Origin of the sequence: Caballeronia udeis (assembly GCF_001544555.2) — a bacterium.
GTDB classification, from domain to species: domain Bacteria; phylum Pseudomonadota; class Gammaproteobacteria; order Burkholderiales; family Burkholderiaceae; genus Caballeronia; species Caballeronia udeis.
In genome coordinates this window covers 37,264-49,574 of the sequence record NZ_FCOK02000044.1, presented here as the reverse complement: position 1 = coordinate 49,574, position 12,311 = coordinate 37,264, and the positions used below count along the sequence as shown (strand labels likewise).

The window sequence follows — 12,311 nt, the reverse complement described above, 5'->3', positions numbered from 1 at the left end:
CGACGAGATCCAACGCCAATCCGGGTGGTGAAACGGCAGGAAATCCAGCGGCCGCGCCCAGAACCCGTGATGGCGAGAACGGACCAACCGGCACCGCCAGCGCCGCCGCAGGCAAACGCGGCGGCTACATCTACGGCCGCGGCTACAACATCCTCATCTTCCGCATCAGCAAGCAATATGGCGGACGCGTCAGCGGGTTCCGCCGCACGTGTCATCAGCCAGCCAATGCCTCCCCTGCCCGACGATCTTCGCGAGGACGCCTATCAGGCGGTCGCGGTCGCGCGCTTCGATATCCACCCGGATGGAACAATTGAAGTAGAACTTTCGAAGCCGACGCAAAACCCTCGCCTGAACGCTCTACTGCTTGAAACGCTGCGTAAATGGCGTTTCTTCCCAGCGATGCAAGGAGGACATCCTGTGGAGAGTCATCAGGATGTGCGTGTGCATTTCAACGTGAGTTAAGGTAAGGCGTCGCCTTTAGCGTGAGCGGAGGTACGGGTCGTTCAGCCGTTTCCAGGATCACGGATACAGCCCACGAGTCAACTCACGCCAAAAGCGGCCATCGTGCAAGCTGCACATGCTGTGTTTTACCCACCCTGCTATCCACGAGAACGAACTCGCGCGCGGTCCACCGGACTGGCTCGATAGTTCGTTCGGCGACTTCTTGCTTGTCGTAAAGCAAGGTCAGATGGGGCGTGAAGCTTGAGGGTTTGATATTAAATCCGGCTCTCGCCAACGTCGTGCCCACAACGCCGCGGAACTCCTTCAGCGCAGCAACGCCGTCGCTTCCAAGCAGCACAACAGGCCGGTCTCGGGCTGTCCGCTTAAAACTGCCGACATGATCAAGCACCACATCGAACACTGGCATCGAAATGGTGGAAGCAGTGGCTTGCGCCCACGAGGCGACACTTTCAAAAAACCTGTCGTGTATGCCAATGGAATGCAATGTCACGTGGAAGTTCTTCGTCGGCAGCAGCTTTCCCTTCAAGCCGTATTCGACACGCAGACGCTGTGCCAACCTCTCGATACGCAGGGCGGTATCCGGGTCCGGCACAATCGCAAAGAACAGGTGATGACGCTCAACCGGCGGTGGCGCCGGCCTGTCCTCTAATCCCGGTAGCACTAATTGCTCTGGCATACGATGGTCAAACGATAATCAAACGGCAATCACGCCCAAGAGGTTCTCGCTCGGAACGGTATCCACGATCACTTCGACTGACTACCTGTGGGCCGACGGAACCGGAAAAATGTTTTCGCTTTCTTCGGCGGCGGGTCTGCGCCTAACAATCCGAACTCAATAGGTGCGCGTGTGTAGAAAACATGTACGTTGGCTGCGCGTACGGCCTCCAATATCTCGTCCGCTTCATGCTCGGTCACCGCCAGGATGACCTGTACTGGCTGGTCAGCGAGCTTAAGAATATGCGCGGCATGATGAGCACCCGCGTGCCCGATACCTTCCGCTGCGCTGATAACCGTCGCCCCTCGAATGCCGCGTTTGCGAACCTCTTGCAGAAGCCACTCGCAAAACGTCAGATGACCGCATTTACGGTTCTGCTCAGTGTAGAACGTCAGTTGATAGCCGTTCATACCGACCTCCGCGGCAACGTCCGGAGTGCTGACCGAACGCCACCCTTACAAACTTTCGCACGCTTTCGTGCGTATACCCCGCGCAGACGACAACGAGCAGGGCACGTGCCGCGAACGAGAAATCGCACGACACTTAATTGTAGGTCACGTCTTTGACGCTGTCGCGCCTGCGCAATGCAGCAGCCGGTTAATCCTCGCGGTTACCCCTCACGGTTACCCCAGCACCTCGTACTCGATCGGAGCACGCGTATAAAACAGGTTCGCACCACCTTGCCCAAGGCTCGCGAGCAGCGCATCGATCCGCGTATCTTCCGCGACAACCGTCACCACGACCGGTTGATCGGCCAGTTCGAAAAACCGCGCGGCGTGATACTTGCCAAGCATGTCGATAGCTTCAGTGACCTCGACGACCGTCGCCCCGACAATGCCGGCCTTCCCGGTTTCTTCGAGGACCCAGTCGACCACCGTCCGGTGATGCCTGCGATGACCCTGCGTTGCCACATAGACCGTAAGCTGACTTCCTTTCATGAAATCCTCCGCTCGACGAGTGCTCAGACGTGTCTCCGACGCGCATTGCTGACCGGCTGGAACCCGGGCGATCGCTTCAATCGACAACCCGGACCTTGCCTGAAGCGAGATCGTAGATTGCTCCGACCACTTGCACCTTGCCCGTCCTCACATACTCTCCGATCAGCGGCTTCGAAACCCTCAAGCGGTTGGCATTCAGCCGCACGTTCTCGACCGTGACATCCGCGACCAGATCGCCGTGTCCGCGCGTCTTGGCAATTTCGACGGCCGGCCTGATTGCCCTGACCAGTTCAGGTAAATGCCCCGGCAAGTCGGCATGTTCTCGGATCGCTTTGACCGTGGCTGTGACCGCGCCGCAATGCGTATGTCCAAGCACCACGATCAACGGTACACCCAGGAACTTCACCCCGTATTCCAGGCTGGCGAGACCATCGTCGTTGACGAAATTTCCGGCGACCCTGACGACGAACAGGTCGCCCGGACCTTGATCGAACGCCAGCTCCGGCGAGACCCGCGAATCCGAGCAACCGACAATCGCCGCAATGGGATATTGCGCCGTCAAGCGCGCTGCCCGGCCAGCAGAATAGTCCTTGTTTGCAGGCGCATTGGCAACATAGCGATTGTTGCCGTGCAGCAGACGAGCGAGCGCATCCCCAGGTGCGATCGCGTTTGGCACGGGCCCCGTTGAAGGTTGATCCGCACGTGCGTCATGCAGCGAAAACGCAGCGACGGTAACGGACGCCACACCGGCGAGCAGAGCGCGCCGCCGCGGCAAAGAGCAGATTGAATGAACACACATGGATCGTCTCCTTCAGAGGGACAAACGCCGCACCCATCGCAAGACACGGATACACGTCCCACGTTCTTCGATAGTGCGTCAACCGCGCCCGGGCGAACGTGTACTTCGCCTCGTTACGCAACAATCACTGCTGGCGCCAGCAGCATGGTCTATAACTTAGGAGCCGGCGAAAGTGTCGAAACAACGGCTCGCGTCATACGAATTCCTGAGCGTCACCATGGCCTTGTTGCCTCATTGCCACTCATTACCAGTCAGTGAGTCGTCGAGAAGCCGCGCGTTGCGTCGCTTCCCCATGCGGGTCTGAAATCAATGGAGCAAAACGCGTGGCCGGCGTGAGCAAGGTGTCGTTCACTACGCTGACGGTGCAGGCCGTCGGTGTAGCCCCGGACAGCGACATCGCGCTTTTCGCCATCAACAACCCGCCGCCTCCCGGTAGTGCCGAACCGGAGCCGGTGCGCCTGGATCAGATGCCGGCGCTGCTCGAGAAGAAAGCCGAGCGCTTGCGCGCAGCGTTCACCGCGATACACGAGCAACACTAGCTCAGTGCATGCCGGCGACCGGCACCGTTACAACGGGTTGTGCGTAGCTTACGTTTGCCGCAGACACGGCAGCGTAGCCGCCCTGCACAGGCACATAGACCACCGGTGCAGGTTTCGGTGCCGGCACATAGACGACCGGCCTCGGCGCGGGTGCAGGCACCGCCACGACATAGGCCGAGCGCACCGGCACGGTGTAATACACAGGCCGCGGCGGCGGTACATAAACCACGGCCGGTCCGGCGTAGACAACAAATGTCCGTGCTTCAACGCCGGTGGAGAGCATGAGGCCGAGAGCGGTAGCGGCGGATGCACTGATAAGACGAATGTTCATGTGGATTCCCTTCGATTCGATCGGCAGGTGTCGCCTTCGCTTTGGAAGCCGTTCCGCCGGATGATGCGCATTGCGTGAGAGCCTTGCGAATCAGTTGAAGCGCTCGTGGCGCCGACCACCGAAAGATACGCAAACTGCGCCTGGAAGCCACGTCAAAACATATTTCATTCGATGTCACCCATTCGATGTCACCAATCACCGGCGTTCAGACGTTTGGGCAAGCATTTTCTGTAGGGAGCAGATGCTTAGTTCATGGTCCGGTGCATGACATGCGGCGACATGATTCGTAGCCGGTTTGTCATTCATTTTCCGGCGCTGGCCGATAAGCTTCGGTCTGCCATCGATCGGGGCCGCTTCAAACGGCGAAACACAAACACCCGCAATCGATGGCAAACAAACGCTTCATTTACTGAATTCCACTGGAGAACCTCATGAAAAACGCACTTGCGATCTTCATCCTGTCCATCGCCGCCTCCTTCGCCAGCACCGGCGCCATGGCGCAAACCGCACCGCAATCGGCGGCCAGCCCGCAACGCATGGAGCGCGCCATGCAGCAATTGCAGGCGCGCTTTGCCGCTGCCAACACCACGCACGACGGCAAGCTTACCCGGGCGCAAGCAGCGCAAGGCATGCCAATGGTCGCGCAGAACTTCGATCAGATCGACACGCAAAAGGCCGGCTACATCACCCTGCCGCAGATCGAGCAATTCATGCAGCAGCGCGCGGCATCGCACTGACGGTTGCGTGGCGACAGGTAAAAGCTTTTTGTTCTGTCCGTACCGGACTATTGTCTATTGGACTGAAGACCGCTTTGCCCCGCTAAAGAAGCTTGCTGAACGTCACGAAGCCCGCCCGTCCGACGCATTGAAGGAGGCATGAATGGAGAGTCAGCCGAAGATCATCGTTCTCGACGATGAAGCCGAGTTGCGCAACATGCTGCAGCGTTTCCTGAGCAGTCACGGTTTCGAAGTCCGGGTTGTCGCCGACAGCAAGCGGCTTGACCGCTATTTGCAGCGCGAGCCCTTCGACTTGCTGATCCTCGACCTGATGATGGATCAGGAGGACGGGCTGTCGGTCTGCCGGCGTTTGCGCGCCGAGGGCCAGACGCTGCCCATTCTCATCCTCACCGCCAAGGGCGATCCGGTCGACAAGGTCATTGGTCTTGAAACCGGCGCCGACGACTACCTCGCCAAACCGTTCCTGCCGCGTGAACTTGTTGCACGTGTTCGCGCGCTGCTCAGGCGCCAGAAGATCGCGGCAGGCGAACCTGTGCTTAGGTCGCAGACCGTGCGGTTCGGCGACTACTGCCTGGATCTCGGCAAACAGCGCCTGTACAAGTCGGGCGATTTGTTCGAGATTCACTCGACCCAGATGCTGCTATTGAATGCGTTGGGTGCCTCACCGAACCGGCCCGTCAGCCGCGACAACCTGATCGCCCGCTCACGAGGGCGCGACCACGACGCGCTTGATCGCAGTATCGACGTTCAGGTACTACGGTTGCGGCAGATCGTGGAAGCAGATCCATCAAAACCGCGCTTCGTCAAGACGGTCTGGGGCGTGGGCTACATGCTGGTCGCGGAAGTCGAACCATGAGCCGGCCCATGCGCCCAATTGCGTTGCCGCGCTCACTGTTTGCACGCAATATCGCGCTGCTCGTGGCGCTGGTCATTGTCAGTCAGATTAGTTCGTTAAGCGTACTAATGCACTTTGTCCAGAGACCCCGGATCGAACGCGCCGCAGAAACTTTCGCTATTTATGTGCAAACGCTCGACGACCTGCTGCAGACCGCGGCACCCGATGCTCAACGCGGTCTTGCAGTTCGCTTCGAAGCCAGACAGGAATTCCCGGCCGGCGCCGCCTCCGAGCCTTCGTTTACCTGGCGTAATTTCTATCGAACCTATCAACGCGATGTTTTTATCGATACCTTGCGCCAGCATCTGCCGGCGAACATGGAGGTTCAATGGCAAACAGAAGGCGAACAACGGCTTTGGATTCGTGCGCATCTCGGTCAAGAACCCTACTGGATCGCCCTACCCGTTCCCGAAGCCGCGCACAACGACGGCATGCTCTCCGCTATTGCGCTGTCGCTCGCACTCAGTGGGCTTGCCATCGTCACTGCCTACCTGATCCAGAGCCACATCAACCGGCCGCTGCGCGATCTCGCCAACGCGGCGCGCCGCTTGAGTTCGGGAGAGGCGCCGCAAGCGCTGCGTGTGGATGGACCGACCGAGATCGCGCAAGTCAGCGTTGCATTCAACCAGATGGTCAATGCGTTGCAGGAAGCCGATGCCACCCGTTCGCTGATGCTCGCCGGTATCTCCCACGATATCCGCACGCCATTGACCAAGCTGCGTCTCGCCGTGGCCATGACAACACCATCGGAAGAACATGACGAACTGGCGGTATCGACGGATCATTATCTCGATCAGATCGACGCCATCCTCCAGCAGTTCATGGACTATGCCGGCAGCGGCACCCGTGAAACGGCGGAGATCGGCGACCTGAATGCGCTGGTCGGCAATCTTGCTGCCGACTTCGCGGGCCTTGGTCACGTGTTTGAACTCACTCCAGGCGAACTGCAACCGTTCGCGTTCCGTCCGATCAGCGTCATGCGCGTATTGATGAACCTGATGCAGAACGCGGTGCTGTACGGGCGCGTGGGGTTGTCGGTGCGGACGTGGGCCGACGATGTGAGTCACACCGCGTACGTGGAGGTTGCCGATCGCGGCAAAGGCACGAATGGCGGCGATCTCAATGCGTTGAAAGCCCCGTTCAAACGCGGGCGATCGACGGGCAAGCATCCGGGAGGTACCGGGTTGGGTTTGGCTATCGTCGAAAGGATTGCGAAGCTGCATGGCGGTGAACTTCAATTGTTGCAGCGTGAAGGTGGCGGGTTTGCGGCAATCGTCTCGTTGACAATGAGGGCAGAGAATCAGCGCTCGCAGGAGGAACATGGCGCCGCCTAGAGCGTTCGCAAACGAATCGGCCGCCGTGCTTCAAGCACGGTGTTGCGCGTACTATTCCGCTCTGGACGCGGCTTGAATGATCGCTCTGCGCAATGCTCAACCGGCAGAGACAAACACGGAGACTGACTTGGCAACCCCTGACAATCTGATCGATGCAACCACTCCTTGCGGAGACACGACCTATGTCCTGATTCACGGCGCCTGGCACGGTGGTTGGTGCTGGAATGCAGTTGCCCGAATCTTGCGCGCTCATGGGCATCAGGTCTTTACCCCTACGCTTAGCGGCCTCGGCGAACGTTCGCATCTGCTTTCGAAGGCTATCGATCTCGGTGTGTTCATCCAGGACGTCGTCAATGTCCTCGAATACGAAGACCTGACCGACGTCGTCCTGGTCGGCCACAGTTTTGGCGGCCTGCCGATCGCCGGTGCGGCGGATCGCGTGCCTCAGCGGATCCGCCAGCTTGTCTTTCTCGATGCCGTCGTGCTCGAACATGGACAGACGGCATTCTCCCGGCTCGCGCCCGGGATCGTGGCGCAACGCATCGAGCAATCGAACGAATCCAGCGGCGGCCTCTCCATTCCGGTGCCGCCCGCGAGCGCGTTCGGCGTGTTCGAGCTCGCTCAAGTGGCACTGCTGGAACGTAACTGCACGCCCCATCCGCTGAAGACTTTCGATGATCCCATCGTGCTGAACGGACCCGTGGGCGGCACTATCCCGAAGGTGTACATCCAGTGCGTCGATCCGGTGTACGAGCCGTTGCAAGCCAGCCGCGACTTCGTGCGTGCTCAGAAGGACTGGGCATGGGACGAAATAGAAACCGGACACGACGCAATGATCAGCGCGCCCGAAGCCCTTGCTGCCAAATTGCTCGGGTACGCGTCTTAGTCAGGCGGGTTTGGCTATCGCTGCACGCACTGCGTGGCAGTGCCGCACAAGCTCAGGCCGCGCCAAAACGAAGTGCTTTAGCGGCGTGTCTATATCGTAGAAGAAGATATTCGCCACGAAGCCATAAACGCTGGCGTCAATGCTCGTTGGCAACGCACCGAACATGAATTCGTTATCGCCAAGCAGGTTCGAAATCACCTGCAGATCGGCGATCCCTCGCGCATAGACTTCGCCGGGTTCGAAACGACCTATGCCTTGATATCGATACCGCTCGAAGTTGTATTGTCGGGCCGCGTCAAGGCTATCTGCCGTGATGTCCGGGTGTGCGGACAAGAACGCGCCTTTGAAGACTGGCCAGAAACGCGGATCGCTCCAGCGTGAATAAGACATGACCCAATACAGATCGTCGAGCGACCGCCTGATCAGAAAATCCAGGTCATGCTGGATGGGTGTCAATGCGTCGTCGATAGCCAGGCCGTACTTGCGCTTGAGATAAGCAATGATGGCGTCGCTGTCACCAATCGATTCCTGGTCATCCGTCACGTAGGGAAGCTGCCCGCGAGGCGCTGATTTTGTATCGAGGATATGCCGGTGATCGAAAGGCAAATCGCAGAGCCTAAGGAACGCGAATACCTTCAGACCATACGGATTGTTATCTTCGAGACCGTATAGTTCAGGGTACGAAAAGAGGGTGATCATGCAACGCTCCCTGAAAAGGGTACTGCTTAGTGGGCTGCGTAGCGGGCTTGGGCGCTCCTAGTTTATGCCAAGCGGCCCGGCGAGCGCCCGGAGATTGCCCGGGAGCTTGTACGATGCCCGCAGGGGCCGTGACCGATTGCTAAGCAGGTGCACAAGCGAAAGCGGCGAAGCGGCAGGGTCTTAGATTGAGACGATGGCGGCGGCTATGTGAGCCGGAGTTTCCCGTTGCAGGCCAACGGGAAACTCACTCGTGATGCGCCGAACCCGACGCAATGCGCTCGGCCAAACCAGCGTCGTAACTGGAATGCACATGCACCCGCTTCTTGTCAGGATACGCGTAGGTGTACGCCTTCCTCAACGCCAGCGACGCCTCGTGAAAGCCCGAAAGAATCAGCTTTTGCTTATTCGGATAATTCGCGATGTCCCCCACCGCGAAGATCCCCGGTCGCGAACTTTCGTAGTTTGAGGTATCCACATCGACCCGGCCGCCGACTATTTTTAAATCCCAGGTCGCGATCGGTCCGAGGTCGGCGACAAGGCCATACAGCACGACCAGATGATCCGCATCGATCTGCGCCGTGCCGCCGATCTGCCGGATCTCGATCGATGCCAGTTTATTTTCGGGTGCAGACAACGACGCGATAGAACCGACCATGAACTCCATTTCACCTGCATCGACCGCACGCCTCATCTCATCGACACTCGATGCCACCGCGCTGAACCCATTGCGCCGATGCACCAGCACGACTCGGCGCGCAACCTTGCGCAAAGCCAGCACCCAATCGAGTGCCGAGTCGCCACCGCCGGCGACTATCACAGTCTTGTCGGCGAAATCGGCGAGATTTTGCACGCTGTAGTGAACGTGGCTACCTTCAAGCGGTGTCGCTTCGGGCAGCGCCAGGCGTTGCGGCACGAACGCGCCGTTCCCGGCGGCCAACATGATCGCGGCGGTATCGAAGACGAGGCCCTGGCCCGTCGTGACGGTCCACCGGCCATCTTCACGCTGCTGAACGGTTTCGACTCGTTGAGCCAGGTGAATCGGGGCGTTGAAAGGACGGCATTGCTCCATGAGGCGGTCGACCAACTCACGTGCCGTGCACGATTGAATGGCGGGGATATCGTAGATGGGCTTGTCGGGATACAACTCAATGCATTGGCCGCCGATCCGCTCGAGCGTATCGACGATCTGACACGATAACCCGACCACGCCCGCCTCAAATGCCGCAAAGAGGCCAACGGGGCCTGCGCCGACGATCAGTACATCGGTGCGGATCGGGCATGTTGGGGAAGTTGATGCGTCAATGAGAGTGTCTGTTTCAGAAGTCATTCGGTATCCGTGGTGTCATGCACGCGGGCGCGCTGCATCTGTTGATCCACCATACAGAACCTGCCGGACCAGGGCAACGAAGGCACCACGGGCGACGTGGGCAGCGTTTGAAAGGGGTAAAGACGGCTCGGCACTCGTTCGAGCCTGTTTCGCACGGACGCCGGCCAGCGCAACGGTTGAGATTTCACGCCCCATGGAATCCGGGCACAACAACGGTCGCCAGCCAGTTCCGACCCACTTGCTCATACGCGAACGCGCGGATTGGGTCCATCGGACGATATATGTTGCTAGATACAAGCAAATACCAGCAAATACAGTAGTTGAGAGTTCAGGTGATTGCAATATCATACGTCAATGACGTATGATCAGCCCATGCTGACAATCGTTGAGACGCGTCTTTTCAAGAACCTTGTATCTGACTACTGGAGCGAGGACGAACGTGGTGAATTCTGCTCATGGCTCGCCAACAATCCGGATTCGGGGGACGTCATCCCCGGTTCAGGAAGTTGCCGGAAAGTCCGATGGAAACGTCAGGGCAGTGGCAAGAGCGGTGGTGTCCGCATCATCTACTACAACAGACTGGCAAACGGCGAGATATGGCTGCTGACTATCTACGCCAAGAGCGCACAGGAAAATATCCCGTCGCACATCCTTAAAGCAATCAAGGAGGCAATCGATCATGCCTAAGACAGAAAAGGAACTCATTGCGCGTGACAAAACGCGCGATATCGGTACGGAGTTGTTGGAGGCCGTCCAGCAAATGAAGGGCGGAATGGCCGCCCGCGCCACCACCGTTAAATTGAATGCTGCAAGTGAAGCCCGTATGAAAGTGGGCTTGTCGCAGTCCCAGTTTGCCTCAGCGCTGGGCGTATCGGTACGTACGCTCCAGGAATGGGAGCAAGGTCGCCGCACACCATCCGGTGCTGCGCAACGCCTATTGAATATTGCAGCAAGACATCCCGAAGTTCTCATCGAAGAGCTGGCTACGAGTTAGCGACCGCGTACTATCAAAAACCAAGCCTACCGTATCGTCGCGACGCAACTCATAGCGGCACCGGCCGCAGGATCCGGTCCGGATCGATCTCCAGTCGACAAGAATCAGCCTTTCCGGCCAATAGCGGCAGCGACGATCGCGACCTGCACGCCAATCATTCGCCGCATGTCTGCCCCATCGCGAGCGATTTCCTTGAACCCTTTGATCGCAAACACGATGGTCTCGGCCAAGTCCTTGGCCGCTATCCCGAGGCCGGATTCGGCAAGCGGTGCGCTGATGATTTCTGTCAGCAAGTCTCCGAACGCGGAGAATCCATTACAGACGGACGCGAAACCCAGGTCAAACATGTCTTTCGCGTCCGGGTGCGCCTGCACCAACTCGAATCCCTCCGCTCCCCACGCCTCGCAGGCATAGCGCAGCTTTTTTTCGAAGCCACGATAGCGCGGCAGCCGCTGGCGAATCTCGCTCAGCTTGTCAGCCACCATTGCGTCCACGACCGCGTGAAAAATCGCGTCCTTGTCGGGAAACGCCAGATACAGAGTCGGACGAGACAGACCCGCCGCTTGCGCGATGTCCGCCATTGTCGTGCGCGCATAGCCATATCGTAGAAATACGCCTATTGCCGCCTGGACCACCTGGTCACGGCGCGTTGAAGTTGTTTCGCTCATGACGCCGATTATGGCACATCGACGACAAGACACTTTGACGAAAACTGTCAGATGAACTAGACTTTTGTAATTGACATTTTTACCAAAACTGTCAATTCGTAACACCTATCAACCAGCTCGAGAGATACCCATGGCCAGCCCCAAAGTGTGGTTCATCACCGGTGCGTCGCGTGGCTTTGGCCGTCGCTGGGCAGAAGCCGCACTGGCGCGCGGAGACAAGGTTGTAGCTACTGCACGTGACGTGCAATCGCTCGTTGCGCTGCAAAAACAATACGCCGATACCCTGCTGCTGCTCCCGCTCGACGTCACCAACCACGACGAGGTTGTCCGTACCGTCAATCGCGCGCACCAGCACTTCGGACGCCTCGACGTGATTCTGAGTGTTGCCGGTTATGGCTATATGGGCGCCATCGAAGAGGTCAGCATCCAGGACGCCCGCGCCAACTTCGAGACCAATGTGTTCGGAACGCTGTCTGTGATTCAGGCCGCCCTCCCTCTGCTTCGAGCGCAGGGATCGGGACATATCCTGCCGGTGTCGAGCGCAGGAGGAATCGTTGCGTTCCCGACGGGTGGTATCTACGAAGCAACCAAATTTGCGGTCGAGGGTTTGGCCGAAGCACTTGCCGCAGAGGTGGCCGCATTCGGGATCAAGGTAACGATCATCGAGCCGGGTCCGTTCGCTACGGATTTCATGAATGAATCGTCCATCAGGCAGGCACCGCCCATGCCGGCTTACGAGCCTGTGCGTCAGCACCTGGCGTCGATGTTGTCAGCCGACGCCTTTGGAGATCCTTCCGCGACGGGAGAAGCGATTCTTAAGGTGGTCGATGCACCCGAACCTCCCCTGCGTCTCATCCTCGGCAGCGCAATGCTTCCCTTGATCAAACAGGTCTACGCCGAACGCCTGAAGGTTTGGGAAAGCTGGGAGAGCGTCTCAAAGGCCGCGCAAGGGGGCAGCAACTAGATTGCCGTCGCGAGACGGCGAGA

General features: G+C 58.7%; 17 protein-coding genes. 9 read left to right on the top strand and 8 right to left on the bottom strand.

The genetic code is table 11. From position 1 onward, the window contains the following. The first annotated feature begins 225 nt into the window (after positions 1 to 225). On the top strand, positions 226 to 462 hold the full coding sequence (locus AWB69_RS49635) for an energy transducer TonB (RefSeq protein WP_231937243.1): 237 nt from the start codon (positions 226 to 228) through the stop codon (positions 460 to 462). Between the two features lie 82 nt (positions 463 to 544). Here AWB69_RS49635 and thpR read toward each other — a convergent pair whose 3' ends face one another. From thpR to AWB69_RS26960, 4 genes are all read right to left on the bottom strand, one after another. After that, complete coding sequence (gene thpR, locus AWB69_RS26975) at positions 545 to 1,138, bottom strand: RNA 2',3'-cyclic phosphodiesterase (RefSeq protein WP_063977921.1); 594 nt, start codon at positions 1,136 to 1,138, stop codon at positions 545 to 547. 68 nt (positions 1,139 to 1,206) lie between these two features. Beyond that, a complete protein-coding gene (locus AWB69_RS26970) occupies positions 1,207 to 1,587 on the bottom strand; it encodes a DUF190 domain-containing protein (protein ID WP_062089883.1) in 381 nt (126 codons plus the stop codon). Between the two features lie 213 nt (positions 1,588 to 1,800). Further along, a complete protein-coding gene (locus AWB69_RS26965) occupies positions 1,801 to 2,115 on the bottom strand; it encodes a DUF190 domain-containing protein (protein ID WP_062089882.1) in 315 nt (104 codons plus the stop codon). Between the two features lie 76 nt (positions 2,116 to 2,191). Next, positions 2,192 to 2,914 (bottom strand): carbonic anhydrase, encoded by a 723-nt coding sequence (locus tag AWB69_RS26960; RefSeq protein ID WP_062089881.1) that lies wholly within the window; start codon positions 2,912 to 2,914, stop codon positions 2,192 to 2,194. 323 nt (positions 2,915 to 3,237) lie between these two features. On the opposite strand from AWB69_RS26960, the gene AWB69_RS26955 reads away from it, so the two are divergent. After that, entirely contained in the window at positions 3,238 to 3,453 is a 216-nt protein-coding gene (locus AWB69_RS26955) for a hypothetical protein (RefSeq protein ID WP_062089880.1), read from the top strand. A 1-nt stretch (position 3,454) separates the two neighbouring features. Here AWB69_RS26955 and AWB69_RS26950 read toward each other — a convergent pair whose 3' ends face one another. After that, positions 3,455 to 3,784 (bottom strand): hypothetical protein, encoded by a 330-nt coding sequence (locus AWB69_RS26950; RefSeq protein ID WP_062089879.1) that lies wholly within the window; start codon positions 3,782 to 3,784, stop codon positions 3,455 to 3,457. A 431-nt stretch (positions 3,785 to 4,215) separates the two neighbouring features. On the opposite strand from AWB69_RS26950, the gene AWB69_RS26945 reads away from it, so the two are divergent. The 4 genes from AWB69_RS26945 to AWB69_RS26930 all read left to right on the top strand — a co-directional run bounded on the left by AWB69_RS26945 (position 4,216) and on the right by AWB69_RS26930 (position 7,636). Beyond that, positions 4,216 to 4,521, top strand: coding sequence for an EF-hand domain-containing protein (locus AWB69_RS26945; protein ID WP_062089878.1), 306 nt, complete (start codon positions 4,216 to 4,218; stop codon positions 4,519 to 4,521). A 142-nt stretch (positions 4,522 to 4,663) separates the two neighbouring features. Further along, the gene (locus AWB69_RS26940; protein ID WP_062089877.1) at positions 4,664 to 5,377 is read left to right on the top strand and encodes a response regulator; all 714 of its coding nucleotides are present in this window, start codon (positions 4,664 to 4,666) and stop codon (positions 5,375 to 5,377) included. Beyond that, on the top strand, positions 5,374 to 6,750 hold the full coding sequence (locus tag AWB69_RS26935; RefSeq protein WP_062089876.1) for an ATP-binding protein: 1,377 nt from the start codon (positions 5,374 to 5,376) through the stop codon (positions 6,748 to 6,750). The genes AWB69_RS26940 and AWB69_RS26935 overlap by 4 nt, the downstream gene beginning before the upstream one ends. Before the next feature lie 127 nt (positions 6,751 to 6,877). Continuing rightward, the gene (locus tag AWB69_RS26930; RefSeq protein ID WP_231937242.1) at positions 6,878 to 7,636 is read left to right on the top strand and encodes an alpha/beta fold hydrolase; all 759 of its coding nucleotides are present in this window, start codon (positions 6,878 to 6,880) and stop codon (positions 7,634 to 7,636) included. Here AWB69_RS26930 and AWB69_RS26925 read toward each other — a convergent pair whose 3' ends face one another. Together AWB69_RS26925 and AWB69_RS26920 are read right to left on the bottom strand one after the other, a co-directional pair. Then, positions 7,637 to 8,335 carry a glutathione S-transferase C-terminal domain-containing protein gene (locus tag AWB69_RS26925; protein ID WP_062089875.1) on the bottom strand — a complete coding sequence of 233 codons (699 nt, stop codon included), beginning with the start codon at positions 8,333 to 8,335 and terminating at the stop codon, positions 7,637 to 7,639. Positions 8,336 to 8,579: 244 nt separating this feature from the next. Next, positions 8,580 to 9,662, bottom strand: coding sequence for an NAD(P)/FAD-dependent oxidoreductase (locus tag AWB69_RS26920; RefSeq protein ID WP_062089874.1), 1,083 nt, complete (start codon positions 9,660 to 9,662; stop codon positions 8,580 to 8,582). Positions 9,663 to 10,034: 372 nt separating this feature from the next. On the opposite strand from AWB69_RS26920, the gene AWB69_RS26915 reads away from it, so the two are divergent. Together AWB69_RS26915 and AWB69_RS26910 are read left to right on the top strand one after the other, a co-directional pair. Continuing rightward, the gene (locus AWB69_RS26915; RefSeq protein ID WP_062089924.1) at positions 10,035 to 10,349 is read left to right on the top strand and encodes a type II toxin-antitoxin system RelE/ParE family toxin; all 315 of its coding nucleotides are present in this window, start codon (positions 10,035 to 10,037) and stop codon (positions 10,347 to 10,349) included. Beyond that, positions 10,342 to 10,656: a helix-turn-helix domain-containing protein gene (locus AWB69_RS26910; RefSeq protein WP_062089873.1), complete on the top strand. Its 315-nt coding sequence runs from the start codon at positions 10,342 to 10,344 to the stop codon at positions 10,654 to 10,656. The genes AWB69_RS26915 and AWB69_RS26910 overlap by 8 nt, the downstream gene beginning before the upstream one ends. A gap of 104 nt (positions 10,657 to 10,760) precedes the next feature. Here the strand turns inward: AWB69_RS26910 and AWB69_RS26905 are convergent, their stop codons facing one another. Further along, complete coding sequence (locus AWB69_RS26905; RefSeq protein ID WP_062089872.1) at positions 10,761 to 11,324, bottom strand: TetR/AcrR family transcriptional regulator; 564 nt, start codon at positions 11,322 to 11,324, stop codon at positions 10,761 to 10,763. Positions 11,325 to 11,454: 130 nt separating this feature from the next. On the opposite strand from AWB69_RS26905, the gene AWB69_RS26900 reads away from it, so the two are divergent. Next, positions 11,455 to 12,288, top strand: coding sequence for an SDR family NAD(P)-dependent oxidoreductase (locus AWB69_RS26900; RefSeq protein WP_062089871.1), 834 nt, complete (start codon positions 11,455 to 11,457; stop codon positions 12,286 to 12,288). Positions 12,289 to 12,311 lie beyond the last annotated feature (23 nt).

Bases quoted from the DNA above. Each gene is read 5' to 3' on its own strand.
- AWB69_RS26935 (WP_062089876.1), top strand. From the start codon at position 5,374: ATGAGCCGGCCCATGCGCCCAATTGCGTTGCCGCGCTCACTGTTTGCA.
- AWB69_RS26970 (WP_062089883.1), bottom strand. From the start codon at position 1,587: ATGAACGGCTATCAACTGACGTTCTACACTGAGCAGAACCGTAAATGC.
- AWB69_RS26910 (WP_062089873.1), top strand. From the start codon at position 10,342: ATGCCTAAGACAGAAAAGGAACTCATTGCGCGTGACAAAACGCGCGAT.
- thpR (WP_063977921.1), bottom strand. From the start codon at position 1,138: ATGCCAGAGCAATTAGTGCTACCGGGATTAGAGGACAGGCCGGCGCCA.
- AWB69_RS26925 (WP_062089875.1), bottom strand. From the start codon at position 8,335: ATGATCACCCTCTTTTCGTACCCTGAACTATACGGTCTCGAAGATAAC.
- AWB69_RS26900 (WP_062089871.1), top strand. From the start codon at position 11,455: ATGGCCAGCCCCAAAGTGTGGTTCATCACCGGTGCGTCGCGTGGCTTT.
- AWB69_RS26920 (WP_062089874.1), bottom strand. From the start codon at position 9,662: ATGACTTCTGAAACAGACACTCTCATTGACGCATCAACTTCCCCAACA.
- AWB69_RS49635 (WP_231937243.1), top strand. From the start codon at position 226: ATGCCTCCCCTGCCCGACGATCTTCGCGAGGACGCCTATCAGGCGGTC.
- AWB69_RS26905 (WP_062089872.1), bottom strand. From the start codon at position 11,324: ATGAGCGAAACAACTTCAACGCGCCGTGACCAGGTGGTCCAGGCGGCA.
- AWB69_RS26965 (WP_062089882.1), bottom strand. From the start codon at position 2,115: ATGAAAGGAAGTCAGCTTACGGTCTATGTGGCAACGCAGGGTCATCGC.
- AWB69_RS26960 (WP_062089881.1), bottom strand. From the start codon at position 2,914: ATGTGTGTTCATTCAATCTGCTCTTTGCCGCGGCGGCGCGCTCTGCTC.
- AWB69_RS26915 (WP_062089924.1), top strand. From the start codon at position 10,035: ATGCTGACAATCGTTGAGACGCGTCTTTTCAAGAACCTTGTATCTGAC.
- AWB69_RS26945 (WP_062089878.1), top strand. From the start codon at position 4,216: ATGAAAAACGCACTTGCGATCTTCATCCTGTCCATCGCCGCCTCCTTC.
- AWB69_RS26950 (WP_062089879.1), bottom strand. From the start codon at position 3,784: ATGAACATTCGTCTTATCAGTGCATCCGCCGCTACCGCTCTCGGCCTC.
- AWB69_RS26940 (WP_062089877.1), top strand. From the start codon at position 4,664: ATGGAGAGTCAGCCGAAGATCATCGTTCTCGACGATGAAGCCGAGTTG.